A 20,381-nucleotide genomic window follows, 5' to 3' on the forward strand; every position below is an offset into this window, starting at 1 on the left:
GCCAAAGCTGTTTTCTGATGCGTTGTAAATTTGAAGTTTAAAATCTTTAATTTCAATTGTTTTGAAACTCTGTGCTTGTGATTCCATATTAAATAAAATTAAACTTGTTATAAATACTGTCGAGATAGTGTGTTTCATTTCTTGTGCTGTTTTAGATTAACACTGCAAAGATGAAACGATATGCGATATCAAAACATTAAACTAGTTTAATAAATAAAGGGAAATCTTATTTTTTCACCGCAATTTTCTTTCGAATATTACTTAGAAAAACATTGGTAATTCCCAAATAGGCAGCTATTTGGATGTTAGAAAGGCGCTGGAGAAGCTGTGGGTATTTTTCTGTAAATTCTATATAGCGGGATTCTGCCGTTTTACTCAAATTATCAATCATTCTTCGTTGAAGGGCAACGTGCGTTTTTTGGGTCATTACTCGAAATAGTTTTTCAATTTGAGGTAAATTAGCATAGGCAAACTCTTTATCCTTTTTAGAAATTATAAGCACTTCGCTGTCTTCAAGCGCTTCTATGAAAAGTTGTGAAGGGGTTTCGGCAGTAAAACTGTCAATATCGGTAATCCACCAATTTTCAATTGCAAAATAGAGTATTTGCTCAAAACCATTTTTGTCGATATGATAGACACGAAATAGCCCTTTGGTGACAAAGCCTTCAAATTTACAAATCTCGCCTTCTCTGAGTAAAAAGTTTTTTTTAGGGATTAACTTTTGCTTAAATAAATTGCAAAAATCTTCTATTTCATTTTCTAAAAGAGAAATATGTTTAGCAATGTTTTGTTTTAAAAGTGCTTTCATATAAAGGGATATAAAAAATGCTTCTCAAGCATTTTTTAGCCTTGCTAAGGTACATAAATATTTAAATAAAATTAAACCAGCCCCTGTTAATATCGCATCAAAAGCCTCTCAAATTGAGAGATTTTTTTGTTTGAACTACGGACATACAGACCGAAAGTTAAAACTATAGAGAATTTTCCCTTGCGAGGTTTTTTTCTTTGCCCACAGTGCGGTCAAAAGTTAACAGGAAGCAAATGCAAAGGAAGAAGCAAATATTATTACTATTATCACTGTGATAAAGAGTGCAAATGGAGAATAAACTCAGAAGTAGCTAATAAAGTATTTAAAGAACATTTAAATAAATTTAAACCTTTAGCAGAAGTAAAGAAACTGTATACAGCAGTCTTGCTTGAAGGTTATAGAGAGCATACTGGAGTAATAGCTAGTGAAAAAAAGAAGTCCCTTGAGCAGATTGCAGTTTATGAGAAGAAACTATCAGTGGCAAGAAATTTATTAGTTACCGAGAAAATTGATGCTGAGGATTATAATTTAATGAAAATTGAATACAATGCAGTTATCAGTAAGCTGGAAAAAGACATTGGCAATGTAGAGGACGACAGAGCCAGTATAGAGCAATTAACGACGACCGGATTGGAAAACCTTATCAAGCTAGGCGACGCCTTTGATGGTGCGACTTTAGCTGATTGCAGAGAATTAATTGGTTTAATTTTTCCCGAAAATTTCACATTTCAAGAAAACAAAATCCGAACCGCTCGAATCAATGAAATGGTCAACTGTATCTATTTGGTAAACAACAGATTACGAGCAAAAAAAAACGGGACAAAAGATGATATTTTTCTTTTGTCCCGAGTAGTGACCTCGACTGGATTCAAACCAGTAACCTCTTGAGCCGTAATCAAGTGCGCTATTCAGTTGCGCCACGAGGCCTTTTTTATTTCAAATAAGATATTTTTTTATACCTTTGTTGATTGCTTATTGCGGGTGCAAAGATAGGGATAAATGTGAGATAAACAAGGGTAAAATCAAATAAAATTTAAAAAAAATGCAGTTAGAAAATTATGTGCGTGATATTCAAGGGTTTCCGAAAGAAGGAATTTTGTTTAAAGATATCACTCCGTTGCTAAATGATCCAGAAGCGAGACACAAATGCCTTGAAATTTTAGTAGAATCACTAAAAGGTCAAAAAATAGACAAAGTAATAGGAGCAGAAAGTCGAGGCTTTTTCTTCGGGATGTTATTAGCAGATCGATTGAATGCGGGGTTTGTTCCTGTTCGTAAGCCAAAGAAATTACCTTTTGATACTATTTCGGCTTCCTACGATTTAGAATACGGTACAGATGCATTGGAAATACATGTAGATGCTATAAAAAAAGGAGAACGCGTTTTAATCCATGACGATGTTTTGGCTACAGGAGGAACGGCAAAAGCAATGGAAACTTTGGTAAAAGAACTAGGAGGGGAGATTATACAATTTAATTTTCTGATGGAACTTTCTTTCTTAAACGGAAGAGAAAAAATAAAGGATAATACTATATTTGCTGCTATAACCTACTAATAGATTTAGAGCAAATGAAGAAACTTTATTGTTTGGCAGTATTGGCATTACTAATTTCATGTAAAGAAGAGAAAAGAACAGATTTAAAGAAAGTTGAGGACACCGTTCAGAAAGACTCAACTGTTATTGAAGAAACAAGTAATCAAAATTTGCTGGACAGTTTGGCAAGTGATCTTCGTCCCGGCGAAAAATTAGAATTAGAGAAAGTATACACAGACGAAGCAGAATTCGTGATGTTTGATACTGGAGGAGATTATTCGTATTTTGTAATTAAAAAGGATAACAAACTAATTGGTCTGACCTCTAACATTCAGGACGAAATGAATTATACCAGAGGCGATATATTTGAAGTAAAATGGAAAATCGATAGTTCTTTTGTTGCCGGAGACGGAGAAAGACTGGAGTATACCGAATGGTTTATCAGTGCTAAAAAAATAAAAGAAGGATCGGTAAGTTTGTTTCGAAAAAAATATACCAAAGAACTTAAATATACCTGGTCAGGTGAACATGAGTATAGTACAGAATTTAAAGATTATTTGTATGATGTTGTAGAATATTATTTGGCCAATTCAACTCGCGAGCTTGTAAAGTCGCATATACAAGCTAATTCAGATTTGACCTATTCAATAGAAGAACGCAAGGAAAAGAATCGTAATTATATTGTTTTAGGTATTGCAACAGAAGTTGAGCATCGTACGAGTATTGTTCAATGGCTTTATATCGATAATGAAGACAGAAAGTTATACGAGTATGATTTAGCAAATGAAAAACTAATAGAATTTCCGTAAAGATTTATTCCATAAAAAATAAAACCCGATCTATTTTGAAGTAGATCGGGTTTGTTTATTTAGAATGCTATTGTTTATCTTAAAACGGCACCAAGTTCGGTTTCGAATGATTGTTGCAGTTTTGTCATAATCTTATCAATTTGAGCATCTGTCAGCGTTTTTGTGCTGTCCTGAATAGTAAAACTCAAAGCATAAGACTTTTTGCCTTGTGGAAGTTTTTCACCTTCGTAAACATCAAACAAATTAACGTCTTTTAAGAGCGATTTCTCTGTTTGTTTTGCTAATTTGTATATACTCTCGTAAGTTGTGTTTTGATCGATTAGCAAGGCTAAATCGCGGCGAACTTCAGGATATTTTGGAATCTCTGTGTATTTAATTTTTCCAGTGATGATTTTCAATACTAAATCCCAATTGAAATCAGCAAAATAAACATCTTGTTTGATTCCGAAATGTTTTAGAATTGATTTTTTTACCACTCCCATTTCAACCAAGGTGTCATTGTTGTAGCAAATAGAAGTTCCTTCAGCGAAAACATCAGAACTTACCGGAGCATTCGAAATTTTTTCAATTCCCAAACGTGATAAAATAGCAGTAACATATCCTTTTAGTAAAAAGAAATCAGTTGATTTTTGAGGATTTGTCCAGCTTTCTTTGTTTCTGTTTCCAGATAATGATAACGTTAAATGTTTGTGCTCTTCGTAACCGTTCAAATATTTATGATACGATTTTCCGAATTCAAATAATTTTAAATCAGCATTTTTTCTGTTGATGTTGTATGAAATAGCTTCAAGTGCAGAAAACAACAACGATTGACGCATCGTTGCTAAATCACTACTCAAAGGATTTAACATCGTAACATTATGTTCTTCTTTTAAAGCAGTCGATAACTTAGCATACGCAGCCGTTGTCAAAGAGTTAGCCATCATTTCATGAAACCCTTGTGAGTTTAGTTGTGATGCTATTACATTTTGTACTTTATAGTCTTCTGTTCTTGGTGAATTAGAAACCGTCGCATTGAATTTTTTAGAGAATTCAATGTTGTTGTATCCATAAACTCTTAAAATTTCTTCGATCACATCAATTTCACGTTGTACATCCACACGGTAAGCAGGAATCGTTAATCCTAAACCAGAATCAGAAACACTGTTTACTTTGATGTCAAGAGAAACTAATATTTTCTTGATCGTATCTTTTGGAATTTCCTGTCCGATAATTTTAGAAACATGACTAAAGTTTAATAAAACAGAGAAATCTTCAATTTTCTTAGGATATACTTCTACAACATCAGATGTGATTTTTCCACCTGCAACTTCCTGAATCAAAAGAGCAGCACGTTTCAAAGCATATTCTGTAATCGTAGGATCAATTCCTCTTTCAAATCTAAAAGAAGCATCTGTATTTAATTGGTGTCTCTTTGCTGTTTTACGAACGCTAACAGCATCGAAGTAAGCACTTTCTAAAAAGATAGACGTTGTTCCGTCGCTAACACCTGATTTTTTTCCTCCAAAAACACCCGCAATACAAAGCGGACCTTTTTCGTCACAGATCATTAAATCTTCTGCATGTAAGGTTCTTTCAACATCATCCAGTGTTGTGAATTTTGTTCCTGCAGGAAGTGTTTTAACAATTACTTTTCCGCTGATTTTTGCAGCATCAAAAGCATGAAGCGGCTGACCTAATTCATGCAAAACATAATTAGTAACGTCAACAATATTATTTTTTGGAGTTAATCCAATTGCTTTTAAACGATCTTGTAACCAGTTAGGAGATTCTCCAACCGTAATTCCTGAAATCGTTACACCACAATATCTAGGAGCTAAAAGAGGTTCTTCTACACTTACATCAATTTTTAATGTACGCATGTCAACTCTAAAGTTACTTACTGCAGGCGTAATCAATTCTACGTTTACACCACGTTGCAGCATTCCGGCTCTTAAATCACGTGCAGTTCCAAAATGACTCATTGCATCTGCACGATTCGGCGTTAAACCGATTTCGAAAACTTCATCATTAGCTATTTGAAAAACTTCAGCCGCAGGTGTTCCAGGTACTAATGCTTCGTCAAGCACCATAATTCCGTCATGACTTTTGCCTAAACCTAATTCGTCTTCAGCACAAATCATTCCGTGGCTTTCCTGACCGCGAATTTTACCTTTTTTGATTGTAAATTCAGCACCGTCTTTATCATATAATACAGTTCCGATGGTGGCAACCGGTACTTTTTGTCCGGCAGCTACATTGGCAGCACCACAAACAATTTGTATAGGAGCTTCTAAACCAACATCTACTGTTGTAATTCTTAATCGGTCAGCATCAGGGTGTTTTTCGCAAGTAAGTACGTGTCCTACAACAACTCCTGCCAAACCGCCTTTTACTGATTCATATTTTTCGACAACTTCAACCTCTAAACCTAAATCTGTAAGTAATTCTGAAGTTTGCTCAGATGTCCAGTCCGTTTTAATAAATTGTTTTAACCAGTTGTAAGATATTTTCATGTTAACTTTTTTGTTCTTAAATAAGGTTGCAAATATAAGGATTGCGCGTTGTACTAGGAAAGAAATTATTTGCTTTTTTCGAGTTGTTTTTAATGTGCTAAAAAAGTACTGTTTCTGAGGTTTTTATATTTTTGGTGCTAAAATTTTGATAAATTAATATTAAATATTAGTTATAAAAATGAATGTGCAATTTTTGTGCTATTAGATGAACGAATAGTGCTATTCTGTTTTGAAATAGGGAGGTAAATTTGAAATGAATCAAAAAACTATCTATTATGAGCACTACCGCTAAAAGACCTGATTTTAAGGCTAAATATGACAATTATATCAACGGAAAATTTACAGCTCCTGTAAAAGGAGAGTATTTTGACGTAATCTCTCCAATCGACGGAAAAGTATTTACGAAAGCAGCACATTCAGGGAAAGAAGACTTGGAACTCGCTGTTGATGCTGCTTATGAAGCCTTTAAAACCTGGGGAAAAACATCTGTAACAGAAAGAAGTATTCTGCTAAACAAAATTGCTCAAAAAATAGAAGATAATCTGGAGTACATTGCTACTGTTGAGACTATTGACAATGGAAAACCTATTAGAGAAACCTTGGCAGCAGATATTCCATTGGCAATTGACCATTTCAGATATTTTGCAGGTGTAATTCGTGCAGAGGAAAGCTCGATTGCTGAACTGGATTCTCAAACGGTTTCTATCGCACTTAGCGAACCATTAGGAGTTGTGGCTCAAATTATTCCGTGGAATTTCCCTATTCTAATGGCGGTTTGGAAAATTGCTCCTGCTTTAGCAGCAGGTAATACTATTGTTTTGAAACCAGCTGAAAGTACGCCAATTTCCATTTTAGTCTTAATGGAATTAATTGGAGATATTCTTCCTGCAGGAGTTTTAAATATTGTGAACGGATTTGGTGCTGAGTTGGGTCGCCCATTAGTAACCAATAAAAAAGTAGCCAAAGCAGCTTTTACAGGTTCAACAACAACGGGACGTATGGTAATGCAATACGCGACCGAAAATATTATTCCGGTTACATTAGAATTAGGAGGTAAGTCACCAAATATTTTCTTCCCTTCTGTAGCAGATCATGACGACGACTTTTTTGATAAAGCAATAGAAGGTGCTGTATTGTTTGCTTTAAATCAAGGTGAAATTTGTACTTGTCCGTCGAGATTGTTAATTCACGAAGATATTTACGATAAGTTTATTGCCAAAGTAATTGAAAGAACGGAAGCTATTATTGCTGGAAATCCATTAGATAAATCGACTATGATTGGTGCGCAGACCTCTTTGGTTCAAAAGGAGAAAATCATGTCGTATATTAAATTAGGGAAAGAAGAAGGTGCTGAATTATTAACTGGAGGTGATCAAAATAACTTAGGCGGTGATCTTGAAGGAGGTTATTACATCAAACCTACATTGTTTAAAGGACATAACAAAATGCGTATTTTTCAGGAAGAAATTTTCGGACCGGTTTTGGCTGTAACGACTTTTAAAACTACGGAAGAAGCCATCGAAATTGCTAACGACACCATGTACGGTCTAGGAGCAGGAGTTTGGACACGTGATGCACACGAAATTTATCAGGTTCCAAGAGCGATTCAGTCAGGACGTGTCTGGATCAATCAATACCATTCTTATCCGGCAGGAGCACCATTCGGAGGTTACAAACAATCCGGAATTGGTCGTGAGAACCATAAAATGATGTTAGGTCAGTACCGTCAGACAAAAAACATGCTGATTTCTTATGACAAAAAGAAATTAGGATTCTTTTAATTTGTTATTATAATGTTCGAAAAAGGTAAGTTTCTGACTTACCTTTTTTTATAAGTTTAATTTTTTAAAGAAAACGATCATGATAAGAAGAATTGACGCCACAGATAAAGCAATTGAATTAATAAAAATTCTAAAAGAAAAGCACGGTGAACTGATGTTTTATCAAGCCGGCGGATGCTGTGAAGGTACACAACCGCAATGTTTTGAAAAAGGAGGCTATTACCAGCGAATGGGAGATGTGTGTATCGGAACTATTGAAGACACAGAATTCTGGGTAGACAAAGATTTGTTTGAATACTGGAAACATGCTCATTTTACACTAACTGTAATTGACGCTTTTGGAGTTGGTGGTTTTTCTCTGGAAACACCTTTAAAAAAGACATTTCAAATCGAATACCGCATTTTTACTGAAGAGGAAGAAAAGGATTTAGAGCCAGTGAGTTTTATAGATTGATTTTTTTTTAGGGACAAAGGTTCTGAGGTTCAGAGGTGCAAAGGTTTCGTTAGACGTGACAAAAAGGAATGAAGAGAATCCGTGTTAATCTGTGTTTTCGCATAGCGAATCTGTGTCATCAGCGTATCATTAAAATCCAAAGTGTTTACAATCTTGTCAAAAATGACAAAACGGGAGTTAACTAACTTTAAAATAGGCTTTATGGAATAAACACACTCACAATTCCTTAGTAACTCAGCCCCTCAGAACCTCAGTTAACAAACAACAACTGATACTGCTTAGGCGTAATGCCTTCATGTTTTTTAAATAATCTTATAAAATAATTAGCATCTTCAAAACCCGATAAATAACAAACTTCATTGATTTGAATGCCTGGATTTTGAAGCAGTTTTTTGGCTTGCTTGATTTTTTCGTTTAAAACATACTCAATTGGACTTACTCCGAGTTCTCTTTTAAAGAAACGATAGAAAGATGTTGTACTCATGCAGGCTTTGTCGCTGAGTGTTTTTAAATTGATGTTTTCTTTTAGATTTAATTTAATGAATTCCGTTACTTCAAAAATTGGGTTATTAGCTTGAACGGTAATACCTTCGTCTATAGATTTTATGGTTTGTGTCTGAATGATTCGGACTAATAGTTCCTGCAAGGTAAGGTCAGCAAGTGCATCTTTGGTGATGGATGTACTCATGCATTCTTTTATCAGTTTATTGATGGTTGTGGCGAGATCGATATTATTGTAGAAAAAATAATTCTGATAATTTAATTGCCAGAAAACATCGTTTCCTTCTTTTGGATAACGTTCGTTTAGAAAATTTAAGGTATCTGTTATTTTGGCTTTGTCAATGGCTAATGCCAAACATTGTGTTGGATTCTTTTTGCTGGCTTCCGGAAAATCTATTTTCATTTCTATATTCGACGGAATCACAACAGTTTCTCCTGGAAGATAATCGAAACCCGGTTCATCAAACAAATGCATCACTTTTTTACCCCGAAGCATGCTCGTTACGACAAAATCATTAAATTTTAAAGGAACCAGATTACTGGATTCGTAGGTTTCAAAAATATTTAATTCGCAATGATTCAGCGTATAAACGCTCCTGTTTTCAACAAGTGTTTTTAATGATTTTTCATTAGATAAATGAGGAGGATGAAGTAAAACACGTTGATTTTGCATTGCCATTAAATTTGTAGGTGAAACATCTAAATTTAATGAAAATATGTATACAAATAACGAGCTTTAACGTTTTCTTAAATCAGCTCTTCAACATGTTTTTTAATGTTTTCCGCTATTTTTTTTGTCGGAAGGTCGTTTTCATCATCTCCAAAAGGGTCTTCGATTTCTTCAGCAATAAGCTCTAAACTCGCTAAAACATAAAAGATAAAAACAACAACCGGAGCTACCAGATAGCCTAAACTTACAGAATAGCCAAACGGAAGCGTCATGATGTAAAAGAAAATGAATTTTTTGATGAAAGCGCTGTACGAGTAGGGAATAGGCGTATTTTTTATTCTTTCGCAAGCTCCGCAAATATCGGTAAAGGATTGTAATTCATTATTTAGAATAATGAGCTGGTCTCCTGTAATTTTCTTGGCGTCATACAAGTCATTGATTTTCCCAAACATAATTCGCATTAGCTGATTTGGCTTGTGTTTGTGCTGATCCAGTTCAAGTTCAACATCTTCAAAAAGCATCAAACCTGTTTCTGAATCATGCAGATGCGTGTGCAAAACCATTGCATAAGTTGGAATGTATTTTCTAAAAAACTTTCTGTCGTTTTCGTCTTTCAGTATAGCCGAAAGTTTTATAGCAAGATTACGGCTGCTGTTAACAAGACCTCCCCATAATTTGCGCCCTTCCCACCAACGATCGTAAGCGGTATTGGTTCTAAAAACCAGCAAAAGCGAAATCACAAAACCCAGCATTCCATGCATGATCGGAATATTATGAATGTAATCGTTTTTACCCAGTTTAAAATGTTCTACTTCAAGATAACCAATTGCAGCGGAATAAATTCCGATCGCAATCATGATTGGTAATAATTTTCTAACCGTATCGGATTTATGAAAATGAAAAATAAAGGTAAACCAATCTTTTGTGTTGTACGAGATCATTCGAACTAGTTTTTTTGAAACAAATTTAATCTAAAAATTAATATTTCCTGCTAATTCTTTTAGTGCAATTTCAGATAATTTTGCTTGAAATTGTGCGTTGCTGTAACGTACTTTTGCATTCACATAATTAAGCTGGGCTGTTCTGAAATCGATTGTAGTAATGGTTCCAATTTTGAATTTATCTAGCGTAATATCAAGGTTTTGTTTCGCAATCGCTTCATTACTTTCTTCCAATTGAATTAATTCTAAATTAGTAAGATAGGTTTGAAAAGCAGTGCTTAATTGTGTGTTAATTACCATATTTTGCTGTTCTATAGCAATTTGTGTATTTTCGATCTGAAGTTTTGCAACCTTTTCATTTCTGTGTTGATTGAAACCGTCAAAAATATTTAACGTAGCATTAAATCCATAATTGAAACCTCGTGACGATGCCTCAGAGGTAAAACCTAAACTAGACTGACTTTCATTAAAATTATAACCTGAGGTAAGTGTTACAACAGGATATCGATCTGCTCGTACTTGCTTAAGCTGTAATTCAGCTATTCTTTTATTGATAATCTGCGATTGTAAAACAGGATTTTGCTTTTGTGCCAAATCCAGCAGATTGGCTAAAACTAAAGAACTGTCTACGGTTACATTATCAAAAACTTTATAATCAATTTTAGGATCGCGTGCCAAATGCTGATTCATTAAAATCTTGGTATTGGCGTACAATTCTTTTTGTCTTAATAAGGCAACCTGATCTGAATTTAAATCAACCTGAGCATTCAAAACTTCTAATTTAGAAGCTTTTCCAATGCTGAAACGGTTTTGTGCCAAAGTCAATCTTTGAGTAGAAATAACAATTGTGGTATCTAAAGCTGATAAAGCTTGTTGCTGCTGTACCAGATCGTAGTACGTTGAATTTACCTGTCCAATTTTTACTAAAATGATTCTTTTTAACTCAGCATCACCTAATTTTTGAAGTTCTTGCAAATGATCATGACGTGCAAACATTTTCATTCCGTCAAAAATAGTCCATCCCAGACTTACACCGTAAGATAAACTGTTGTTTTTGGCATTATTCAATGCTGTTTCTGTACCATCCTGACGGATTTGAGACGAATTTTGAATGCTGTTATTGTCTACAATTGAAGCGGTAGCTTTTGGCAACATTCCGGAATTTCCAAACGTTACATTGGTTTCACTTATCTTAAGGTTATTTTTGGCAATTTTAATTTCAAAATTATTCTCTAATGCTATTGTCATAGCATCTTCAATAGTAAGCGTTACTTGCGCCTGAGCACTAGTAAAACATAAAAAGAAGAAGACTAAAGGGCTAAATAAAATTTTAGTATTCATATCGATTTTCTTTTGCTTGAAATTCAGTAGTTTGATTTATTACTACTGAATTTTAAGCTAATAAATTATTTATTACTTTCTCTTTCATATTCTTCAATATGATCAAACTCAGGATAGTGTTTTCTGGCTTTAGACCACATTAAATAGATGGCTGGAATTACGAATAACGTTAAGGCAAGAGAAAAAATAGTTCCTCCAACAATAACAACTCCCATTCCAATTCTACTTGTAGAAGCCGCTCCAAGCGACATGGCAATTGGTAAAGCTCCTAATGCAATCGCTAAACTCGTCATAAGAATAGGACGTAAACGTGCTTCTGAAGCTTCTAAAATGGCTTCTAATTTCGGTTTGCCCTGTTCACGTAGCTGATTAGCAAATTCTACAATCAAAATACCATTTTTAGTTACCAGACCAATAAGCATTACCGTACCAATCTGACTAAAAATATTCCACGTTTGATTGAATAACCATAAAGAGAATAAAGCTCCTGCAACCGCCATTGGAACCGTTAGAATGATAATTAAAGGATCGATAAAACTTTCGAACTGAGCCGCAAGAATCAAAAAGATTAATAACAATGCCAATCCAAAGGCGAATGATGTATTAGAACTACTTTCCACAAAATCGCGTGATTCTCCACTTAAATCTGTTGTAAAACTTTCGTCAAGTACTTTTGCTTTGATCTGATCCATTGCAGCAATACCATCACTGATGCTTTTTCCTGGCGCTAAACCTGCAGAAACAGTTGCTGACATATAGCGGTTGTTGTGGTACAATTGTGGCGGATTACTTTGTTCTTCAACATGCACCACATTATCCATTTGAATTAATTGTCCATTTTTGTTTTTCACAAACATCGAAGTCAAATCCAATGGTTTAGAACGGTCTTTTTGATCAAACTGACCAATTACCTGATATTGTTTTCCGTTTTTAATGAAATAACCAAAACGCTGTCCGCTTAACGAAAGTTGTAGCGTTTGTGCAATATCAAGTATTGAAATACCCAAACTTTCGGCTTTTTCACGATCGATACTTACGTTGATCTCCGGTTTATTAAATTTTAGATTCACATCCGTAATCGAGAATACATCGCTTTTACCAACTTCACTCATGAAAACCGGAATTTTTTCTCTCAGTTTCTCAAAAGTTGGCGCCTGAATAATATATTGTATTGGTAATCCTCCACGTCTGTTAACAGCAATTGTAGGTTGCTGGATAACAGATGTTTTAACGTCCGGATATTGTTTGGTTAGTTTCGTTAATTTATCTGCAATGTCTTTTTGAGAACGTTCTCTCTGATCAGATTCTTTCAAAGACAATCGGATGAAACCTGAGTTAGTTGCCGAAGCTCCAAAGCCAGGTGCTGTGATAACCAAACTTACTTTTTTCTCGGGAATAGAATCGTCTACCAATTTTGAGATTTCCTGCATAAAGCGATCTGTGTATTCATATGAAGAACCTTCCGGTGTTGTCATACGCATGGTTACAGAACTACGATCATCGTAAGGTGCTGTTTCTTTTGGCAGAATGGTAAAGAATAAGTAGATCAATCCAAAACAAGCAATCAAAATTGGGAAACTAAGCCATTTTTTCTCTATAAAACGAGACAATGATTCTGCGTAACCGCTATTCAATCTTTCAAAGAAAGGCTCTGTTTTGACATAAAACTTAGATTTTTTCTGTTCACCGCCTTTCATTAAATAGGCGTTCAGCATTGGTGTTAAAGTCAATGATACAAAGGCTGATATAAGTACAGCAGAACCAATCACGACACCAAATTCCCTAAAGAGTCGCCCTACGAAACCTTCCAGGAAAATAACAGGCAAGAATACTGCTGCTAAGGTTACGGAAATAGAAATTACGGCATAAAAAATCTCATTAGAACCTTTTATCGCTGCTTCAATCGGCGACATTCCTTCTTCAACTTTCTTAAAAATATTTTCAGTAACTACAATTCCATCGTCGACGACGAGTCCTGTTGCCAGAACAATTGCCAATAAAGTCAATACGTTAATCGAGAATCCAAAAAGCCACATGATAAAAAATGTCGCAATTAGGGAAACCGGAATATCAATTAAAGGTCTGAAAGCAATTGCCCAGTCTCTAAAGAATAGATAAATAATGATGATTACCAGAATTACCGATATCCCCAGTGTTTCTGCTACCTCGAGTACCGATTTTTTTACGAAAATAGTATTGTCAAGGGCAATATTAAGTTTAATATCTTTAGGAAGATCCTTTTTTAAGGCTTCGTATTTTTTATAAAATTCAGATGAAATGTCAAGGTAATTAGCTCCCGGCATAGGAACAATTGCCAGACCAATCATCGGTAAACCAGACTGGCTTAATTTTGTTTCAATATTTTCAGGTCCTAGTTCTGCACCTCCAATGTCGCTTAAACGAACGATCTTATCACCATCTGTACGAATGATAATATTGTTGAATTCTTCCGGTGATGAAAGGTTTCCAATCGTTTTTACAGTAAGTTCAGTGCTGTTTCCGGTTAATTTTCCGGAAGGTAATTCAACGTTCTGAGAGTTCAGTGCTGTACGTACTTCGGCTACCGTACAGCCGTAAGCCGCTAGTTTTGCAGGATCGATCCACAAACGCATTGCGTAACGTTTTTGTCCCCAAATTTGAACACCACTTACACCCGGAATAGTTTCTAAACGTTGTGAGATTACGTTTTCAGCATAATCACTTAGTTCTAATGAACTTCGGGTATCACTCTGAACTGTCATCGAAATAATAGCATCACTATCAGCATCTGCCTTAGAAACTACGGGCGGAGCATCGATATCCTGTGGTAAATTTCTAATCGCCTGTGAAACTTTATCACGAACGTCATTCGCCGCCTCTTCAAGATCTTTGTCCAGATTAAACTCAATGGTAATATTACTGCTTCCCTGATTACTGGATGATGTTATATTTCGGATACCATCGATAGCATTTACGGCTTTCTCGAGCGGTTCTGTAATCTGAGATTCAATAATATCGGAGTTCGCTCCTGTATAATTCGTTCTGATAGAAACCTGTGCCGGGTCAATAGAAGGGAATTCCCTAACACCCAGAAAAGTATAACCAATGAAACCGAATAAAATAATCAATAGATTCAGTACAATGGTTAAAACAGGTCTCCTGATACTTGTGGTTGATAAACTCATTTTTTGATTTTAGATTTATGATTTTAGAGTTTAGATTTCAGATTGTAGATTTTTTCAAATCTTTCAGCTTTCTATATAACTTTCAAACTTTCGACTTTACAACTTTCGACTTAATAGACTTACTTAACATTAACTTTTATCGGAGCTTCATTTTTTAGTGACATTACACCGCTTGTAATTAAAGTGTCACCAGCTTTTAAGCCTTCTAAAATCAAAATAGAAGCATCTGTTCTTGTTGTTGCCTGCACCATTACTTCTTTAGCCTTTCCGTTGTTAGCGATATATACTTTTTTACCACTTTGAACAGGAATAATAGCTTCAGAAGGAATTACAATTGCATCTTTGATAATATTCAACGGAAGTTTTACATCTGCAAAAGTACCCGGGAAAAGTTTCCCATCTACATTATCTGTAATCGCACGAATTTGCAGTGTACGGGTTGCTACCGCAACTTCCGGTTCAACAGCGTAGATTTTTGCAGTATAGACTTTAGTCGATCCTGAAACAGTAAATTCTATACTTGAACCTGATGTTACCTGCGAAGCATATTTTTCCGGAATTGAAAAAGTAATTTTTAGTTTTCCAGTATTCACTAATTTTGCCACCAATATAGCGGGTGTAATATAGGTTCCTGTTGAAATAGAACGTAATCCTATTTTTCCTGAAAATGGTGCACGAACTGTAGCTTTTGCAATTTGAGCTTTTATTAATTGTGTCTGAGCTTGCATTGAGGCATGGTCAGCTATAGAAATATCTAATTCTTCCTGACTAATAGCTTCCTTTTCTAATAATAATTTGGCTCTTCTAAGATTTTCGGCAGCTAAACCTTCTTTGGTGATTGCCTGTTTTAATTGCGCTTGCAGTTCAAGATGATTTATTTTGAAAAGTACCTGACCTTTACTAACATTATTACCTTCATTGAAATAAATACCTTCTACAATTCCGGAGATTTCACTACGAATTTCTATTTGCTCATTGGCTTCAATTGATCCGGATAAAGATAAATTGTTATCAAAAGTGGCTGTTTTAACCACAATTCCTGTTACAGCTGTTGGAGTATCTTTGCCGCCTGTTTTTTTAGAGTCTTCTTTTTTATTTTTATTCGTTACAACTCGGTACGCGATAAAGCTTCCAAAGCCAAGAATTAGTAGGGCGTAAATCAGATTTTTTATTTTCATAAAATAGAGGTAAATATTATGTTTTTGGTACTGTATTAGCAAGCTCACAAAATTAACTTTTTGATTCGATATCAAACGATGTTAGCTTTTATTTAACACTTGCGCAACGTTAAATTTATACGTCTTTTAACGGTTATTTCTGTAAAATTTACAGTTAGACATGCTTTTTAAGAAAAGGTTTAATTTGAAGTTGATTTTTTAACAAAAATTAATTTTAGCTGATGTAATTCCAGATGTTTTTCTTCTTTGTCAGCTCAATAAATACAGCTTTCAGTATAGCGTGTTCCGGTTTTTGCAGGGGAGCATCTTCTTTTAAGATTTTCATAGCATAATTTCGGGCTAAACCCAAAATATCACGATCCCGGACAATATCAGCAATTTGAAGATTCAAAACACCGCTTTGTTGTGTTCCCATTAAGTCGCCGGGACCACGAAGTTTTAAATCTACTTCGGCGATTTCAAAACCATCATTCGTTTTTACCATCGTTTCCATTCTGGTTTTACTATCCTCGCTTAGTTTATGGCTGGTCATTAAAATACAATAACTCTGCTCAGCGCCACGACCTACACGTCCACGTAACTGGTGCAATTGTGATAAACCAAAACGTTCTGCACTTTCTATAATCATTACACTCGCATTGGGCACGTTTACACCAACCTCAATTACGGTAGTTGCGACCATGATATTGGTTTTCCCTTCTGAAAAGCGTTTCATTTCCGCATCTTTATCAGCAGGTTTCATTTTTCCGTGCAGAATAGAAATCGAATATTGTGGTAATGGAAAATCACGTGAAATACTTTCGTAACCGTCCATAAGATCTTTGTAATCCATTTTTTCAGATTCCTGAATCAGTGGATATACAATATATATTTGTCTGCCAAGGGCAATTTCATCTCTTAAAAATTTCCAAACCTTCAAACGATTGCTGTCAAAGCGATGAACGGTCTGAATGGGTTTACGTCCAGGGGGCAATTCATCAATAACAGAAATATCCAAATCGCCGTATAAACTCATTGCCAGCGTTCTCGGAATAGGAGTGGCGGTCATGACTAAAACGTGGGGCGGAATTTCGTTTTTCTTCCATAATTTAGAACGTTGCTCAACACCAAAACGATGTTGCTCGTCAATTACGGCTAATCCCAGATTCTTAAATTTTACTTTGTCTTCGAGCAAAGCATGTGTACCGATTAAAATTTGTAGACTACCTTCTTCCAGTTCTTCATGAAGTATTCTTCTCGCGGCTGTTTTAGTAGAACCGGTTAGTATTTTTACATTGATGTTCATGGTCTGAGCCAATTCAGACAAACCAATGAAATGCTGATTGGCTAAGATTTCTGTTGGTGCCATCAGACAAGCCTGAAAACCATTGTCAATTGCCAAAAGCATGCTCATAAAGGCAACAATTGTTTTTCCGGATCCAACATCTCCCTGCAACAATCGGTTCATTTGTGCATTGCTTCCCATATCAGAGCGAATCTCTTTGATCACTCTTTTTTGTGCATTCGTTAAGTTAAAGGGCAAATGATTCTGGTAAAACTCATTGAAAAATTCACCTACTTTAGTAAACGGATGTCCTTTTATTTTATGTTTCCGAATTAAATTCTTAGTAATAAGCTGAAGCTGAATGAAAAACAATTCTTCAAATTTCAAACGGAATTGTGCTTTCGCTAAAGCATCGGTACTTTTAGGAAAATGAATGTTGAATAAAGCAGCTTTTTTGGAGATTAGTTTCAGTTCCTCAACTAAATAAGGAGGGAAAGTTTCAGAAAACAAAACCTGAGTTTCGATAAACAATTGCTCCATCAGTTTGTTTATCGTTCTGTTTGAAATGCCACGATTGGCTAAGGTTTCTGTAGACGGATAAACAGGCTGCATGGCAGAGCGAAGGCTTTTTTCATGTTCTGTCCAAAGTTCGATCTCCGGATGCGCCATACTAAATTGACTTCCGTACAAAGAACATTTTCCAAAAATAACACAGACTTCATTAAGTTTTAAACTCTCGCGAATCCATTTGTGACCTTGAAACCAATTAAGATCAATTTGCCCGGTATCATCAACAAAAGTGGCAACTAAACGCTTTTTGTTCTTGGCAAATTCAACTGTTTTTATATTAATTATTTTTCCAATAATCTGAACTTCGGCACCTGTGTTTTGCAGTTCATTGATTTTATAATAACGGGTTCTGTCAATGTATCTATTTGGAAAAAAATTGATTAAATCCGCATATTTATGAATCCCCAATTCTTTACGCAACAATTGCCCGCGACTAGGACCAACGCCTTTCAGGTATTCAATTGGAGTTTCAAGGAGATTATTAGACATTTATAATTCTAGATTTTAGACTTTAGATTTTGGATTTTTTGCTGTAATCCATGTTCTATTATCTTTTTTTTTAATAAAAGCGAAGATAGATTTTAATTAGGAATTTTAAAAATGGATTGGTTTTGAAATTCTTTTAAGTTGGTAATTGTATCATTAAATAGTACTTATTTATTATTCTGTCGAAATAATGAAATAAAAAAAAGCTGTAAGTTTGTGACATAATAAAGAGCTTTTCTTTACTAATTCTATTATAATTTCAAAATGATAACACATTTAGTACTTCTAAGAGGCATTAACGTTTCAGGTCACAATATGATGAAAATGGATGCTTTGAAAACGATGCTGGAAAGTATTGGTTTTCAAAATGTTCGCACTTACTTGCAATCCGGAAATGTCTTTGTTGATACTGAGGAAGAAAGTGCTTCAAAAGTGGGATTTATGATTAAACAGGAAATTTTTAAAGTTTTCGGACACGAAGTACCTACAATTGTCATTACAAAAGAAGACCTTGAATTGTGCTTTAAAAACAATCCGTTTTTAAAAGAAAAGGACATTGATACCAAAAAGCTCTATGTCGCTTTTGTTTCTGTTATTTTAAAAAGTGAAAACATAAATGATTTAAAAATCAGTCAGTTTAAGCCCGATGAAGTAAGTATTGATGAAAATAGAATATTTGTTAAGTATGCTGTTGGAGCTGGGAAAACAAGATTTGATCAAAAATACATTGAGAAAAAACTAAACGTTGTCTCAACTATGCGAAACTGGAATACCATCACGAATTTATTAACCATGTATAACGAATAATGAAAAAAATCGCCTTAATTGTAGCTTTGATTATTACAAGTCATTGCATAAATGCTCAAGCCAAGTCTGCTAATGCAGAAGAAACGTTCACTACTTTCTTTAAAAAGTTTAATGAAGATAAAAACTTTCAAATGAGTAGAGTAGTTTTTCCTCTTGCTGTAAAAATGAACAATGATGATTTTGAATTAGTTGATTTTACTATTACTAAAGAAAAATACAAAACTTTAAAACTAAACGCTCAAGGAACTTCTTATAAACAAAATACGGTTACTAAAAACAATACCGTTACCATTCAGCAAAGAGGGAAAGACAATGGAATTTTTATTGACTACGTTTTTGAAAAGCGCAAAGGTTTGTGGTTTCTAAAAACATGGATAGATGAATCAACATAGTATTCTTAATATTTAGTACACTATTTAATTGGAATAATTGGTGTTTTCTTTAGGAAAATAGTATCGGCGTCATGTTTGGCGCCTTTTTTATGCCCGCCTCCGTGCGGATTAAATAGCGATATGGATTTTGTTTCATATCCTTCTTTCTGAACAGCTTCATTGACTAATAATGTTGGAGCTTCATAACCAATAAAAGTAAACTGCGAATACCGAAGCTCTTTCAATTCAAAATAACCTTTTTGATCTGTTAGATTTTCGCCTACGTTACAATTAGTAATAGGTTGTCGGGTGATAGAATCGTAAATATAGCCAACAATTTGAGGGCGTTTGCATCGGCTAACTAAGCAACTCTGAAAAAGCATTGTAAAAGTTAGTATTGCGGTAAGAATCAATAATTTTCTCATTTAAATTAAATCAATATAATAAAATCCATAATCATAAGGATCATCTGCATTAGTATCGCAGGCAGTATTTGACGGATTTTGGTTTTTAGGTTTTTCATATTTGCGATAAATAACTTCGCCAATTTCGAACGTGACAGGTTTTGAAAAAATGGGTCCGTCAAAAGTAAACGTATGAAATTCTCCATTTTCTCCACAAACATCGACATTTTTAGGTAAATCTTTTATAAAATCTTCATCAATGATGCGTCCGACGAAACTTTTGTCTAAATATTGTTCGTTTACACAAACTACAATTGTCTTAAAGCCTAATGCAATAAATTCATTGATCAAATCCTGGGTTGGAATTTTCCAAAGTGGAAAAACGCCCTCAAAACCCATTTTTGCCAATTGAGATTCTCTGTATTGTCGTAAATCTTCCAGAAAAATATCTCCAAAAATCGAATGTGTAATGCTTTCGGATTTTAGCTCACTTAATGTAACTTTCATAACCGTTTCGTAAGCTTCCATCGTAGGCATTTCGGGAATCTGCATGATTTTAAGAGGTAAACCAATACTTTCCGCTTGTGCTTGTAACAATGCCACACGAACGCCATGCATCGAAATACGCTGAAATTGTTCATTTACACTCGTTAGCAAATATTCGATTTGATATTTCTCGTTTTGAAGTGTTTTGTACAACGCCAAAGCAGAATCTTTTCCGCTGCTCCAGTTGAATATGGCTTTTTTAGGTAGTGACAATGTATTGTAATTTTCTACTGTAAACTTACAAATTTCATTCGATT

Annotated in this window: 17 protein-coding genes and 1 tRNA gene; 7 read left to right on the forward strand and 11 right to left on the reverse strand. The window is 34.7% G+C overall.

What is annotated here, in order from left to right:
* Nucleotides 1-226: 226 nt before the first annotated feature.
* Nucleotides 227-808, reverse strand: coding sequence for a Crp/Fnr family transcriptional regulator (locus tag B0A66_RS15190; RefSeq protein WP_089050710.1), 582 nt, complete (start codon nt 806-808; stop codon nt 227-229).
* A 126-nt stretch (nt 809-934) separates the two neighbouring features.
* Between B0A66_RS15190 and B0A66_RS15195 the strand changes: the two genes are divergently transcribed.
* Entirely contained in the window at nt 935-1,696 is a 762-nt protein-coding gene (locus B0A66_RS15195) for a zinc ribbon domain-containing protein (protein ID WP_244283511.1), read from the forward strand.
* Here the strand turns inward: B0A66_RS15195 and B0A66_RS15200 are convergent.
* A tRNA-Arg gene (locus B0A66_RS15200) sits at nt 1,662-1,735 on the reverse strand. The genes B0A66_RS15195 and B0A66_RS15200 overlap by 35 nt on opposite strands.
* 115 nt (nt 1,736-1,850) lie before the next feature.
* On the opposite strand from B0A66_RS15200, the gene B0A66_RS15205 reads away from it, so the two are divergent.
* Both B0A66_RS15205 and B0A66_RS15210 read left to right on the forward strand, forming a co-directional pair.
* Nucleotides 1,851-2,363: an adenine phosphoribosyltransferase gene (locus B0A66_RS15205; RefSeq protein WP_089050711.1), complete on the forward strand. Its 513-nt coding sequence runs from the start codon at nt 1,851-1,853 to the stop codon at nt 2,361-2,363.
* A gap of 14 nt (nt 2,364-2,377) precedes the next feature.
* On the forward strand, nt 2,378-3,151 hold the full coding sequence (locus B0A66_RS15210) for a hypothetical protein (RefSeq protein WP_089050712.1): 774 nt from the start codon (nt 2,378-2,380) through the stop codon (nt 3,149-3,151).
* A gap of 74 nt (nt 3,152-3,225) precedes the next feature.
* On the opposite strand, the gene pheT is transcribed toward B0A66_RS15210, so the two are convergent.
* Complete coding sequence (pheT, locus tag B0A66_RS15215) at nt 3,226-5,646, reverse strand: phenylalanine--tRNA ligase subunit beta (RefSeq protein WP_089050713.1); 2,421 nt, start codon at nt 5,644-5,646, stop codon at nt 3,226-3,228.
* A 275-nt stretch (nt 5,647-5,921) separates the two neighbouring features.
* Between pheT and B0A66_RS15220 the strand changes: the two genes are divergently transcribed.
* Together B0A66_RS15220 and B0A66_RS15225 are read left to right on the forward strand one after the other, a co-directional pair.
* Nucleotides 5,922-7,427 (forward strand): aldehyde dehydrogenase family protein, encoded by a 1,506-nt coding sequence (locus B0A66_RS15220; protein ID WP_089050714.1) that lies wholly within the window; start codon nt 5,922-5,924, stop codon nt 7,425-7,427.
* 79 nt (nt 7,428-7,506) lie between these two features.
* Entirely contained in the window at nt 7,507-7,881 is a 375-nt protein-coding gene (locus B0A66_RS15225; RefSeq protein WP_089050715.1) for a DUF779 domain-containing protein, read from the forward strand.
* Between the two features lie 250 nt (nt 7,882-8,131).
* Here B0A66_RS15225 and B0A66_RS15230 read toward each other — a convergent pair whose 3' ends face one another.
* From B0A66_RS15230 to recG, 6 genes are all read right to left on the reverse strand, one after another.
* Complete coding sequence (locus tag B0A66_RS15230) at nt 8,132-9,055, reverse strand: AraC family transcriptional regulator (protein ID WP_089050825.1); 924 nt, start codon at nt 9,053-9,055, stop codon at nt 8,132-8,134.
* Nucleotides 9,056-9,129: 74 nt separating this feature from the next.
* The gene (locus tag B0A66_RS15235; protein WP_089050716.1) at nt 9,130-9,993 is read right to left on the reverse strand and encodes a bestrophin family protein; all 864 of its coding nucleotides are present in this window, start codon (nt 9,991-9,993) and stop codon (nt 9,130-9,132) included.
* 30 nt (nt 9,994-10,023) lie between these two features.
* Nucleotides 10,024-11,334, reverse strand: a complete 1,311-nt coding sequence (locus B0A66_RS15240) for a TolC family protein (RefSeq protein WP_089050717.1) — start codon at nt 11,332-11,334, stop codon at nt 10,024-10,026.
* Between the two features lie 65 nt (nt 11,335-11,399).
* Nucleotides 11,400-14,498 (reverse strand): efflux RND transporter permease subunit, encoded by a 3,099-nt coding sequence (locus tag B0A66_RS15245; protein ID WP_089050718.1) that lies wholly within the window; start codon nt 14,496-14,498, stop codon nt 11,400-11,402.
* 119 nt (nt 14,499-14,617) lie between these two features.
* The gene (locus B0A66_RS15250) at nt 14,618-15,676 is read right to left on the reverse strand and encodes an efflux RND transporter periplasmic adaptor subunit (RefSeq protein ID WP_089050719.1); all 1,059 of its coding nucleotides are present in this window, start codon (nt 15,674-15,676) and stop codon (nt 14,618-14,620) included.
* A gap of 214 nt (nt 15,677-15,890) precedes the next feature.
* Nucleotides 15,891-17,999, reverse strand: a complete 2,109-nt coding sequence (gene recG, locus B0A66_RS15255) for an ATP-dependent DNA helicase RecG (protein WP_089050720.1) — start codon at nt 17,997-17,999, stop codon at nt 15,891-15,893.
* A gap of 261 nt (nt 18,000-18,260) precedes the next feature.
* Here recG and B0A66_RS15260 point away from each other — a divergent pair, with 261 nt between their 5' ends.
* Both B0A66_RS15260 and B0A66_RS15265 read left to right on the forward strand, forming a co-directional pair.
* Nucleotides 18,261-18,803, forward strand: a complete 543-nt coding sequence (locus B0A66_RS15260) for a DUF1697 domain-containing protein (protein WP_089050721.1) — start codon at nt 18,261-18,263, stop codon at nt 18,801-18,803.
* A complete protein-coding gene (locus tag B0A66_RS15265) occupies nt 18,803-19,195 on the forward strand; it encodes a DUF4348 domain-containing protein (protein ID WP_089050722.1) in 393 nt (130 codons plus the stop codon). Before B0A66_RS15260 ends, B0A66_RS15265 begins: the two co-directional genes overlap by 1 nt.
* Before the next feature lie 20 nt (nt 19,196-19,215).
* Here B0A66_RS15265 and B0A66_RS15270 read toward each other — a convergent pair whose 3' ends face one another.
* Nucleotides 19,216-19,599: a peptidase associated/transthyretin-like domain-containing protein gene (locus tag B0A66_RS15270; RefSeq protein ID WP_089050723.1), complete on the reverse strand. Its 384-nt coding sequence runs from the start codon at nt 19,597-19,599 to the stop codon at nt 19,216-19,218.
* Nucleotides 19,600-20,337 carry a Dph6-related ATP pyrophosphatase gene (locus B0A66_RS15275; RefSeq protein ID WP_089050826.1) on the reverse strand — a complete coding sequence of 246 codons (738 nt, stop codon included), beginning with the start codon at nt 20,335-20,337 and terminating at the stop codon, nt 19,600-19,602.
* Between the last annotated feature and the right edge of the window lie 44 nt (nt 20,338-20,381).

The sequence above is a fragment of the Flavobacterium hercynium genome (assembly GCF_002217285.1).
GTDB lineage: Bacteria > Bacteroidota > Bacteroidia > Flavobacteriales > Flavobacteriaceae > Flavobacterium > Flavobacterium hercynium.